15 protein-coding genes are annotated in these 11,231 nt (G+C 62.9%); 12 read left to right on the top strand and 3 right to left on the bottom strand.

The annotated features are described in order from the left end of the window. Positions 1–217: 217 nt before the first annotated feature. From AC07SU_RS03505 to madM, 12 genes are all read left to right on the top strand, one after another. Entirely contained in the window at positions 218–601 is a 384-nt protein-coding gene (locus AC07SU_RS03505) for a polymorphic toxin type 44 domain-containing protein (RefSeq protein WP_176996754.1), read from the top strand. Further along, entirely contained in the window at positions 579–998 is a 420-nt protein-coding gene (locus AC07SU_RS03500; RefSeq protein WP_494996315.1) for a hypothetical protein, read from the top strand. Before AC07SU_RS03505 ends, AC07SU_RS03500 begins: the two co-directional genes overlap by 23 nt. A gap of 141 nt (positions 999–1,139) precedes the next feature. Next, positions 1,140–1,373: a DUF6124 family protein gene (locus tag AC07SU_RS03495; protein ID WP_494996218.1), complete on the top strand. Its 234-nt coding sequence runs from the start codon at positions 1,140–1,142 to the stop codon at positions 1,371–1,373. Between the two features lie 299 nt (positions 1,374–1,672). Then, positions 1,673–3,343, top strand: a complete 1,671-nt coding sequence (gene mdcA, locus AC07SU_RS03490; protein WP_494996217.1) for a malonate decarboxylase subunit alpha — start codon at positions 1,673–1,675, stop codon at positions 3,341–3,343. After that, complete coding sequence (locus tag AC07SU_RS03485) at positions 3,344–4,177, top strand: triphosphoribosyl-dephospho-CoA synthase (RefSeq protein WP_494996216.1); 834 nt, start codon at positions 3,344–3,346, stop codon at positions 4,175–4,177. It abuts the gene before it with no gap. Next, positions 4,177–4,476, top strand: a complete 300-nt coding sequence (locus AC07SU_RS03480; RefSeq protein WP_494996215.1) for a malonate decarboxylase subunit delta — start codon at positions 4,177–4,179, stop codon at positions 4,474–4,476. Before AC07SU_RS03485 ends, AC07SU_RS03480 begins: the two co-directional genes overlap by 1 nt. After that, positions 4,469–5,311 carry a biotin-independent malonate decarboxylase subunit beta gene (locus AC07SU_RS03475; RefSeq protein WP_494996214.1) on the top strand — a complete coding sequence of 281 codons (843 nt, stop codon included), beginning with the start codon at positions 4,469–4,471 and terminating at the stop codon, positions 5,309–5,311. Before AC07SU_RS03480 ends, AC07SU_RS03475 begins: the two co-directional genes overlap by 8 nt. Beyond that, entirely contained in the window at positions 5,308–6,078 is a 771-nt protein-coding gene (gene mdcE / locus AC07SU_RS03470) for a biotin-independent malonate decarboxylase subunit gamma (RefSeq protein WP_494996213.1), read from the top strand. The genes AC07SU_RS03475 and mdcE overlap by 4 nt, the downstream gene beginning before the upstream one ends. Beyond that, the gene (locus tag AC07SU_RS03465; protein WP_494996212.1) at positions 6,072–6,659 is read left to right on the top strand and encodes a malonate decarboxylase holo-ACP synthase; all 588 of its coding nucleotides are present in this window, start codon (positions 6,072–6,074) and stop codon (positions 6,657–6,659) included. Before mdcE ends, AC07SU_RS03465 begins: the two co-directional genes overlap by 7 nt. Further along, complete coding sequence (mdcH, locus tag AC07SU_RS03460) at positions 6,656–7,555, top strand: malonate decarboxylase subunit epsilon (protein ID WP_494996211.1); 900 nt, start codon at positions 6,656–6,658, stop codon at positions 7,553–7,555. Before AC07SU_RS03465 ends, mdcH begins: the two co-directional genes overlap by 4 nt. A gap of 67 nt (positions 7,556–7,622) precedes the next feature. Further along, complete coding sequence (gene madL, locus AC07SU_RS03455; RefSeq protein ID WP_429474993.1) at positions 7,623–8,027, top strand: malonate transporter subunit MadL; 405 nt, start codon at positions 7,623–7,625, stop codon at positions 8,025–8,027. A gap of 1 nt (position 8,028) precedes the next feature. Further along, positions 8,029–8,793 (top strand): malonate transporter subunit MadM, encoded by a 765-nt coding sequence (gene madM / locus AC07SU_RS03450; RefSeq protein WP_176996745.1) that lies wholly within the window; start codon positions 8,029–8,031, stop codon positions 8,791–8,793. Between the two features lie 154 nt (positions 8,794–8,947). Here madM and AC07SU_RS03445 read toward each other — a convergent pair whose 3' ends face one another. From AC07SU_RS03445 to AC07SU_RS03435, 3 genes are read right to left on the bottom strand one after another with little or no spacing between them, the layout of a single operon-like run. Further along, the gene (locus AC07SU_RS03445) at positions 8,948–9,862 is read right to left on the bottom strand and encodes a LysR family transcriptional regulator (protein ID WP_176996744.1); all 915 of its coding nucleotides are present in this window, start codon (positions 9,860–9,862) and stop codon (positions 8,948–8,950) included. Positions 9,863–9,899: 37 nt separating this feature from the next. Further along, on the bottom strand, positions 9,900–10,442 hold the full coding sequence (locus AC07SU_RS03440; RefSeq protein WP_259172171.1) for a chromate transporter: 543 nt from the start codon (positions 10,440–10,442) through the stop codon (positions 9,900–9,902). Next, on the bottom strand, positions 10,442–11,008 hold the full coding sequence (locus tag AC07SU_RS03435; RefSeq protein WP_494996210.1) for a chromate transporter: 567 nt from the start codon (positions 11,006–11,008) through the stop codon (positions 10,442–10,444). The genes AC07SU_RS03440 and AC07SU_RS03435 overlap by 1 nt, the downstream gene beginning before the upstream one ends. Between the last annotated feature and the right edge of the window lie 223 nt (positions 11,009–11,231).

Raw genomic sequence — 11,231 nt, 5'->3', positions numbered from 1 at the left:
TTGCCTGCGATAGCGGCTTGTCAGTCACTGCATCAACAGCTGGCCTACCGCCATCGCCGGCAAGCCGGCTCCTACAAATTGCTGTGCGACCTCCACCCCTCGGTGTAGGGCCCGGACTGAAAGTGGGTCTGAAATCTCTTTAAGTCTCTCGCGGGGATTTTTGCCGATTGTTGAGTGCTAGCGTTTCTTGCTCAACCCCATCAGCAAGGACTCGCAAATGGCCGTTCCACCCGCGCCCCCAGGCGTTTCGCTGCAAGACAATATCGCTATCGCCAACAACCGCAGGCTGCATTTGAAGCCCGGTTCGGCGTTCATGTATTCGTGGTTCTACTCACAGGTCCGAGGGCGTGGCCCTTGGGATTACAAACAGAAAAGCCTGAAGTATGAGGCGTTCGGAAACTTCAATTATGGTGCCACAGGTACGGTGCTGGGCATTCCCGAGCATGTCCTGTTGCGGGCAGCAGGTGCCGCTCAAACATTCGCAGAAACCACCAAGCCGGAATATGGGTCATGGTGGGGAGGAGAACCTTTTGGCGATGATCCTCGCGATCAATATTGGATAAGGAGGGGGATTGAGTATGCAATTTCTCAGGGCTACTAAAGGCCTCTTGCCGGTCCTGCGCAACTGCCTGCTGGTAGCCTGCCTGATGTATATCGGGGGCAATTGGATCATGTCATCCGGCACGCCGGATTTGGACGAAGTGGTTTTGAAACACTCTTTGGGCAACGGCAACTCAATTTATGGAGCGCGTGACGGACAAGGCGGCGCGACAGTGGGATTTTCCTACAGGTACTACGTTTATAAGGACTTAGGCAGTGACCGGGAGATACTGACAGCGCTGATGTCGGCACACCCCTTTTTGAAAACCAAAGAGCCTGGTGTCCAAGTGACTCGGGTGGATGGCGTCATCCACCTCATTGTTCGTGGTGAGGTTTATGAGTACCGCAGCTATCCGCTCGAAGGTTTGGGGGGGGTGAGCATAGACATGAAGTTGTAGACCGGCGGGCTTCGGATTTTTCCTGCAGGATTTTGGGCTGTACATGAACTTGTCGCGTGCAGCCAGCGCGCCTAGTCTTCGTCCGGTCATCGCAAAAAAACGGTGACACGGACGTGCAAGTCCGACGAAATCTGTTTAAGCATGTCGAACCCTTCATCCAACCTCTTCAGCGTAAATCCGCACGAAAACACCGAAACCCTGCTGGTCAACGCCAGCGAAACCCTTTCGTCCCTCAGCGCATTGACCTGCAATCTCGCCTTCGACCTGGACACCTCCCAGCGCGCAATCCTGCTCGGCATCCAGCAAATGGCGGAGCTGGGGCTGCTATTGGTGGATCGGGCGTTGGAGCAAGTCAGCCCGGCGCCAGCTGCTTAAAACGGTCCCAAGCAGGGACTGATCTTTCCTTTTGGGGACCGCTATTTAACAAGCGCCACTGAACAAATGTGGGAGCTGGCTTGCCTGCGATGGCGGACTGTCAGTTGACCTATCTACAGCTGACCCACCGCTATCGCAGGCAAGCCAGCTCCCACAGTTTTAATATTCATTCGGGCGAAGTCCGTGTCTGTTGAGGTTTTGTTACTCCATCCGTAACGATCCACCACTCGGCTTGATTGATACCTCCCCCGATTCACTCCTAAGGTACAGCCCACGACAGCAAACCCCGTGGAGCGACCATGACAACAACCATCACCCCCGACTCGCGCTGGACGCGGCGGCGCGACGAGAAGCAGCGGCGGCTCGGGCTGGTCAAACAGTACGCAGACGGGGCCGTGTTGCCCAGCGACAAGATCGTCGAGGCTCTGGAAGCCCTGATCCTCCCCGGCGACCGTGTGGTGCTGGAAGGCAACAACCAGAAACAAGCCGACTTCCTCTCCCGCTCCCTGGCCAAGGCCGATCCCTCCAAGCTCCACGATTTGCACATGATCATGCCCAGTGTCGGCCGTTCCGAGCACCTGGACCTGTTTGAAAAAGGCATCGCCCGCAAGCTCGATTTCTCCTTCGCCGGTACCCAGTCCCTGCGCATCAGCCAGTTGCTCGAAGACGGCCTGCTGGAAATCGGCGCGATCCACACCTACATCGAACTCTACGCACGGCTGGTGGTGGACCTGATCCCCAACGTCGTGCTGTCTGCCGGTTTCATGGCCGACCGCGCCGGCAACATCTACACCGGCGCCAGCACCGAAGACACCCCCGCGTTGATCGAGCCCGCGGCCTTCAGTGATGGCATCGTGATCGTGCAGGTCAACCAGTTGGTGGACGACGTCACCGATTTGCCCCGCGTCGACATCCCGGCCAGTTGGGTGGACTTCGTAGTGGTGGCTGACAAGCCGTTCTACATCGAGCCGCTGTTCACCCGCGACCCGCGCCACATCAAGCCGGTGCACGTGCTGATGGCGATGATGGCGATCCGTGGCATCTACGAAAAACACAATGTGCAGTCCCTCAACCACGGCATCGGTTTCAACACCGCCGCCATTGAATTGATCCTGCCCACCTACGGCGAATCCCTGGGTCTCAAGGGCAAGATCTGCCGCAACTGGACTCTCAACCCGCACCCCACGCTGATTCCCGCCATCGAAAGCGGCTGGGTGGAAAGCGTGCATTGCTTTGGTACCGAGCTGGGCATGGAGAACTACATCGCCGCACGGCCGGATGTGTTCTTCACCGGCCGCGATGGTTCGATGCGTTCCAACCGAATGTTCTGCCAACTGGCCGGCCAATACGCGGTGGACCTGTTTATCGGCGCCACCCTGCAAGTCGACGGCGACGGCCATTCCTCCACCGTGACCCGTGGCCGGCTCGCCGGTTTCGGCGGTGCGCCGAACATGGGCCACGACCCACGTGGTCGTCGTCATGGCACCCCGGCGTGGCTGGACATGCGCCACGACGACGCGCCCGAAGCCCTGTTGGAGCGCGGCAAAAAGCTCGTCGTGCAAATGGTCGAGACCTTCCAGGAAGGCGGCAAACCCACCTTCGTCGACACCCTCGACGCGGTGGAAGTCGCGCGCAAAAGCGGCATGCCCCTGGCGCCGATCATGATCTACGGCGACGACGTCACCCACCTGCTCACCGAAGAAGGCATCGCCTACCTGTACAAGGCGCGCTCCCTGGAGGAGCGCCAGGCGATGATCGCCGCCGTCGCCGGCGTCACCGCCATCGGCCTGCGCCACAACCCCAAGGACACCGCGCGCATGCGCCGCGAAGGCCTGATCGCCTTGCCCGAAGACTTGGGCATCCGCCGCACCGACGCCACCCGCGAGCTGTTGGCCGCCAAGAGCGTGGCCGACCTGGTGGACTGGTCCGGTGGCCTGTACAACCCGCCCGCCAAGTTCAGGAGCTGGTAAATGCGCGCTCTAAAACTGCATGAATTGACCCTCGCCGACCGCCTGGCGGACATGGCCGTCGACGCCTTGATCGATGAGGCGGACCTGTCGCCCAAGCCGGCCTTGGTGGACCGTCGCGGCAACGGCGCCCACAGCGATTTGCACCTGGGCCTGATGCACGCCTCGGCGTTGTCGTTGTGGCCGATGTTCAAGGAAATGGCCGAAGCGGCTATCGAGTTTGGCGAAGTCGGCTTGCCCCTGCGTGAAGCCTTGGGGCGGATCGGCCGCGAAGGCGAGCAAGCCATGCTCGCCACCACCGATGGCGTGAATACCCATCGCGGCGCGATCTGGGCCCTCGGTTTGCTCACCGCTGCGGCAGCGCTGGCACCCCGTGCCGTCACGCTGACGGCTGCCCGCTTGGCCTTGCTCAACGACCGTTATGCCCCACAGCCGATGAGCCACGGTGCCCAGGTCGCGCAACGCTACGGCGCACGCGGCGCCCGTGAAGAAGCGCAATTGGGCTTCCCTTCGGTGATGCAGCGCGGCCTGCCGCAACTGCGCAAAAGTCGTCAACAAGACGCCGGCGAGCAGAACGCCCGGCTCGACGCCTTGCTCGCGATCATGACCGAGCTGGCCGACACCTGCGTGCTCTACCGCGCAGGCCCTGAAGGCATCAGCGCCATGCAACACGGCGCCCAGGCCGTGCTGGATGCGGGCGGCAGCGCGACCCTGGCCGGTCGCCGCCACCTGCATGCGCTGGACCAACACCTGCTGGCCCTGAATGCCTCCCCGGGCGGCGCCGCCGACCTGTTGGCCGCCTGCCTGTTTATCGACCGCCTCGACGGAGCGTTGTGATGGAAACCTTATCCTTTGAATTCCCCGCCGGGCAGCCGCCCAAAGGCCGTGCGCTGGTGGGGTGTGTCGGCTCCGGCGACCTGGAAGTGCTGCTGGAACCGGGCACGTCGGGCACCCTGACCATCCAGGTGCAGACCTCGGTCAACGGCGCCGAGCAGCGCTGGCAACACCTGTTCGAACGCATTTTCCAGGAACAGACGCCACCCGCCTTGAAGATCGATATCCACGACTTCGGCGCGACGCCCGGCGTGGTGCGCCTGCGCCTGGAGCAAGGGCTTGAGGAGGTCGGCCATGACTGACTTACTCGCCAAACACAGCTTCGTCGAACTGGGTGCCCGCCAGCGTGCCAAGGCCTTGCTGGACGCTGGCACTTACCGCGAACTGATCGACCCGTTCCAGCGCGTCATGTCGCCATGGCTCAGCCGCCAGGGCGTGGTGCCGCAAGCCGATGACGGCGTGGTGATCGCCAAGGGCAGCGTCGCCGGCAAACCGGTGGTGATCGCGGCCATCGAAGGTAACTTCCAGGGCGGCAGCCTCGGCGAAGTCGGCGGTGCAAAAATCGCCGGGGCGCTTGAGCTGGCGGCCGAAGACAACCGCCAGGGCATTCCCACGCGTGCCGTGCTGTTGCTGGAAACCGGTGGCGTGCGCCTGCAGGAAGCCAACCTGGGGTTGGCGGCGATTGCCGACATCCACGCGGCGATTGTCGACCTGCGCCAGTACCAGCCGGTGATCGGTGTGGTGGCGGGCAGCGTCGGTTGCTTTGGCGGCATGTCCATTGCGGCCGGGCTGTGCAGTTACCTGGTGGTCACCCGCGAAGCACGGGTGGGCCTGAACGGCCCGCAGGTGATTGAGCAGGAAGCCGGCCTGGACGAATACGACTCCCGCGACCGGCCATTCATCTGGAGCCTTACCGGTGGCGAACAACGCTTCAACAGCGGGTTGGCCGACCGTTACGTGGCCGATGATGTGGCCGAGATTCAGCAGACCGTCAACGCCTTGCTGGAGCAGGGCCTGCCCGCTCAACCACGCAGTCGCCAGGCCGAGCACTACCTGGCGCGCCTGGCCGAACTGGACGCCACGCCACAAATCGACGCGGCGACGGTGCGTGCGCTGTATCAAGGAGATCGCTCATGAGAGGTTTGCAGTGGTTCAACGCATTGAGCGCGGGGGCAACGCCTGTCGAGGGTTTGCCGGCTTCGCTGAAAGTGGCTGACGGCCTGTTGGGCGGACAACCTGTGCGCTTTATCGCCGTGGTCACCGACCCGCACAACCGCTTTCCCCGCGCACGCAACGGCGAGGTCGGTTTGCTCGAAGGCTGGGGCCTGGCCAAGGCGGTGGATGAAGCCATCGCCCGTGGCGACAAGCGCCCGCTGATCGCCATCGTCGACGTGCCGAGCCAGGCCTACGGCCGTCGCGAAGAAGCCCTCGGTATCCACAAGGCCCTGGCCGCCGCCGCTGACAGCTATGCCCGCGCACGGCTGGCCGGGCACCCGGTGATTGCGCTGCTGGTGGGCAAGGCGATGTCGGGTGCGTTCCTCGCCCACGGCTACCAGGCCAACCGCCTGATCGCCCTGCGCGACCCGGGCGTGATGGTGCACGCCATGGGCAAGGCCTCGGCGGCGCGGGTGACCCTGCGCAGTATCGAAGAGCTGGAAGCGTTGGCCGCCAGCGTGCCGCCCATGGCGTATGACATCGACAGCTATGCCAGCCTGGGTTTGCTGTGGGAGACCTTGTCGGTTAAGCAGATTGAACAGCCGACGCCACAGGATGTGGCGCGGGTGGGCGATTGCCTGGTGAATGCGATCAAGGACATCGACGGCACCGATTTGAGCAGCCGCCTGGGCGCCCCTCACCGTGCGGCGTCCAGCCATGTCCGCCAACTGCTGCGGGAGCAATGGTGAACGCGCACGACTTGCTCTGGGGCATGACCCCGGCGCACCTGCCCGCTGACGCCCCGGTGTGGGCGGCGCAGGCGGTGGGCACGGTGGTGGTGCGCCGCGCCACCGTTGCCGCTGGTTATGTCCCGGTGGGCGTGCGCGGCCGTTCGCGTGAGCAACGGTTTGCCGCGCTGATGCCGCTGGCTGCCGTGCAACGGCGGGTAGCACCGGAAGCATTGCGTGACGTTGTCTCTCGACGGGACTTGCCCGCATTGCAGGCTCTGGATCAATTGCGGCCGGTGCTGGCGACCTTGAATTGGGGGGTCACCGGCAGCGCCGGATTTGAATTGGCCACGGGCATTGAAGCGCTGCATGCCCAGAGCGACCTGGATCTGATGCTGCGCACGCCCCAGCCGCTGGACCGCAGCGAGGCGCGCGACCTGCTGGCAACCTTGGACCAGGCGGTGTGCGCCGTGGACCTGCAATTGCAAACGCCCTTCGGCGCAGTGGCCTTGCGCGAATGGGCCGGCTCCTCACGGCGGGTGCTGTTGAAAACCGCCAGTGGCGCCCATCTGGTGCTCGACCCTTGGCAGGCTGTGGTATGAGCAGCCTTCTGGTGTTCCCTGGGCAAGGCGCCCAACGGCCGGGCATGCTCCAGGCGCTGCCAACCGATGTGCTGGATGAAGCCAGCCAGGCCTTGGGTGAAGACGTTTGCACCCTGGATTCAGCGCACGCCTTGGCCGATACCCGCGCCGTCCAGCTGTGCCTGCTGATCGCCGGCGTGGCCCACGCCCGGCTGTTGCAACACACCCCGGATTACGTCGCGGGCCTCTCCATCGGGGCGTACCCGGCCGCCGTGATCGCCGGTGCCCTGGAGTTTGCCGACGCGGTGAAACTGGTCAGCCTGCGCGGCGAGCTGATGCAAAACGCTTATCCACACGGCTACGGGATGACGGCCATCATCGGCCCGCCGTTATCCACCGTCGAAACGCTACTGGCTGACGTGAATAGCCCTGACACCCCGGTGTACCTGGCCAACATCAACGCCGATAACCAGACCGTGATCGCCGGCAGCGACGTCGCCATGGCGCGTGTGGCCCAACGTATCAAAGGCAACGGCGTGGCCAAGCGCCTGGCCGTGAGTGTGCCGTCTCACTGTGCATTGCTGGAGCAACCGGCCCAGGTGCTGGCCCAGGCGTTTGTTGCGCTCAAGCCGCCGCGCATCACCTACCTGAGCAGCACCCGTGCGCGGCCTGTGCACAACCCCGAACAACTGCGTGACGACCTGGCGTTCAACATGTGCCGCGTCGTCGACTGGCGCGGCACGGTGCAAAGCGCCTACGAGCGTGGCGTGCGCCTGCAAATCGAACTGCCCCCCGGCGCCGTGCTCACCGGCTTGTCACGCCGCGTGTTCGAGCAAGGCACGGTGATCGCCTGCGAGGGCGCACGCCTGGACACCTTGCAGGCCCTGCTGCAAGAGGAGGAGCGCCGCCACCGATAAAGCACCACCCAAGGCTTTCGAAGCACAACAACAACAATTTCGATCGAGCACTTTGAGGACAACAACGATGATTATCTACGGTGTGGCATTGCTGGCGATCTGCACGCTGGCGGGCGTGATCATGGGCGACATGCTCGGCGTGTTGCTGGGCGTCAAATCCAACGTGGGCGGGGTGGGCATCGCAATGATTCTGCTGATCTGCGCCCGTTTGTGGATGCAAAAACGCGGCGGCATGACCAAGGACTGCGAGATGGGCGTGGGCTTCTGGGGCGCCATGTACATCCCGGTGGTGGTGGCGATGGCGGCGCAACAAAACGTGGTCACGGCCTTGCACGGCGGTCCTGTCGCGGTCCTGGCGGCGATTGGTTCCGTGGTGGTCTGCGGTTGCACTATCGCGCTCATCAGCCGCACCCATAAGGGCGAACCTTTGCCCGCCGAAGAGCCGCTGATCGCTGCTGCGGGAGGTCGCTGATATGTGGGATCTCATCGAAAAAGGGTTGGAGCATAACGGCCTGATCACCGCCTTTGCCTTCGTCGGCGTGGTGATGTGGATTTCCGTGGTGCTGTCCAAGCGCCTCACGTTTGGGCGCATTCATGGTTCGGCAATTGCCATCGTCATCGGCCTGGTTCTGGCGTGGGTCGGTGGCACGGTCACCGGCGGGCAAAAGGGCCTGGCCGACATGGCGCTGTTCTCCGGCATTGGCCTGATGGGCGGCGCGATGCTGCGTGACTTCGCCATCGTTGCCACGGCGTTTGAAGTGCAAGCCACCGAGGCGCGCAAGGCCGGGTTGATTGGTGTGATTGCGCTGCTGTTGGGCACGGTGTTGCCGTTCATTGTGGGCGCCAGCATGGCGTGGGCATTTGGTTATCGTGATGCGATCAGCATGACCACCATCGGTGCTGGCGCGGTGACGTACATCGTCGGTCCGGTGACCGGGGCGGCCATTGGCGCGACCTCGGATGTGATGGCGCTGTCGATTGCCACAGGCTTGATCAAGGCGATTTTGGTGATGGTCGGCACACCGGTGGCGGCACGTTGGATGGGCCTGGACAACCCGCGCTCGGCCATGGTGTTTGGTGGGTTGGCTGGCACCGTCAGCGGTGTGACAGCGGGGCTGGCGGCGACGGATCGGCGGTTGGTGCCCTACGGCGCGCTGACGGCGACGTTCCATACCGGGCTTGGGTGTTTGCTCGGGCCTTCGGTGTTGTATTTCATCGTACGCGGCCTCGTCGGCTAACCCCCGGCCCGGCGTTGTCTGGCCTGGCGTCTTCGCGGGCAAGCCCGCTCCCACATTTTGATTTGTGAATACAGTTAAATGTGGGAGCTGGCTTGCCTGCGATGGCGATTTTGAGGACGACATCGCCGGCAAGCCGAGCTCCTACAAGGGATGGTCAAGATTGGCGATTGGCGTACATCCGACACTCTGCCAACAACGCCAACAGGTTTGGGTCCCTTTCCTTGGCTTTGAGGAACACCACCCCAATCTGCTGCTGCAACCGGTACCGGGGTTGCAGCGGGATCAGCTTCACCCGGTTCTCGTACACCGCTGCAATCCGCCCCGGCAGCAGCGCATAACCCACGCCGGAGCTGACCATGCTCAGCAGGGTGAAAATGTCATTGACCTGCATCGCCACCTTCGGCTCGAACCCTGCCTGCTGGAACACGCGGTTGCCATCCTGGTGGGTGGCGAAGCCTTGGGTGAGGGTGATGAAGGTGGCGTCGCGTACATCCGCCAGGTCGATCTGCTGTTCGCGGTCGAAGGGTGAGTCGGCCGGGGTAGCCAGGAAGATGTCATCGGAAAACAGCGCGATCTGCTCGCAATCGGGGTCGTTGGCATGCTCATCCAGGGAGATGAGGATGGCGTCCACTTCCATGTTCTTGAGCTTGTAGAGCAGGTCGAAGTTGGAGCCCAGGATCAGGTCGATGTTGAGTTCGCTGCGGCGGATCTTCAGGCCCATGATCAGTTGCGGCACGGTCTTCACCGTGAGCGAATACAGTGAACCCAGCTTGAAGCGCTCCGCCGAATAACCCGCCGCTTCGCGGGTGAGGCGCACGCTGTCGACCACGTCGGCCACCAGTTTCTGTGCGCGTTCCTCCAACACGTAGGCGCTCTCCAACGGCGTGAGGTTGCGCCCTTCGTGCTTGAACAGCGGGCATCGCAGGGCGTTTTCCAGGGAGTGGATCGCGCGGTGCACGCTGACGTTGCTGGTTTGCAGCTCGGCGGCGGCACGGGCCAGGTTGCCGGTGCGCATGAACGCCAGGAAGATTTCCAGCTTCTTGAGGGTGAACTCTTCGTCGATCAGCATGGCGGTCACTCTTGTTCGAATGCCGTCGATTGTGCCCCTAAAACCAATTCACTCCCAGCCATGCACTGCCCAGGCCCAGCAGCACACCGAATATGATCAGCCAGATCGCGTTGAGCCGCGTGTAATAGACCACGGCGGCGCTGGCCAGGGTCAGGACCAGGCTGGTGGTGTTGTTTTCCAGGCTGTTCATCAGGATGTAGGTGGAGGCGAGGATCAGGCCGATGGAGATCGGCAACAGGCTGCGCTTGACCCGTTGCACCCAGGGCGTCTGGGTGTGTTTTTCCAGCCAGCCGGCGCCGACGTAGGCCAATACCGAGCAGGGCACGAGCTTGGCCAGCAAGGCCACCAGCGCCCCCGGCAGCCCTGCCGCCTGTTGGCCGATGAACACCAGGAACATGCCGTTGGGCCCCGGCAGCGCCTGTGACAGGGCGAAGAACGCGACGAATTGCGCGTCGGTGATCCAGTGCATGTCCACCACGGTGTAACGGTGGATGTCGCCAATGGCCACGGTATTGCCGCCAATCGCCATCAGCGACCACAGCGCGCATTGGATCATCAGGTGCAGGAGGACGGTCTGCATCAGCCGGCCACCTTTTTCGTGTCGATGAAACTCAAGGCCAGGGAGCTGGGGATGCTGATCAGCAATACCATCCACAGTGGCAACACCAGCACCGCCATCAACACGAAGGTCAGCACAAAGGCGCTGTAATTGGCCAGGTTGCGGGGCATGGCCTTGAGCAAGCGCAGTGTTGTACCCAGCATCAGCCCGGTGGCAATCGGCATCACCGCGCCGAAAATTTGCTGCACCACCTCATGGCTCCACCACTTGGCATAAGCGAAACCGGCCAACACGGTGATCAGCGAGGGGAACAGGTACAGCCCGCAGACGGTCACAACCGCACCCGGCAAGCCGTGCAGGCGACGGCCGAAGATGATGCCGACGTTGGCGATGTTCGGGCCGGGGAAGAATTGGCCGGTGGTGAGCAGTTCGTTGAAACCCTGCTCGCTGACCCAACGCCTGCGGTCGACCATCATCTGCCGCGCCCAGGGCATCACGCCGCCAAAGCCGAACAGGCCGACCATGGCGAAGTTGTAAAAAAGCTGCCATAGGCTGGGGGGCGGCGCGTCGGGTTCAAGCTCGGGCATGGATAACACCACTCTAAAGGGCGGAAACACCCCCTGCAGGAGCCGGCTTGCCGGCGATGGCGGCAGTCAGGCCACCACCACGCTCAAGGGCCTCATCGCCGGCAAGCCGGCTCCTACAAGGATTGTGCGAATCATCCGATGGGCAGTGGTCGTTGGGCAAATGAAGAAAGGGTGTTACCTGAAAGTGAGTGTCTGGCGTCAGAATGCTCGAGGTGATAACGGT

It is taken from the genome of Pseudomonas sp. GW821-FHT05H12, assembly GCF_059419385.1.
This window is presented reverse-complemented; position numbering and strand designations above follow the sequence as displayed.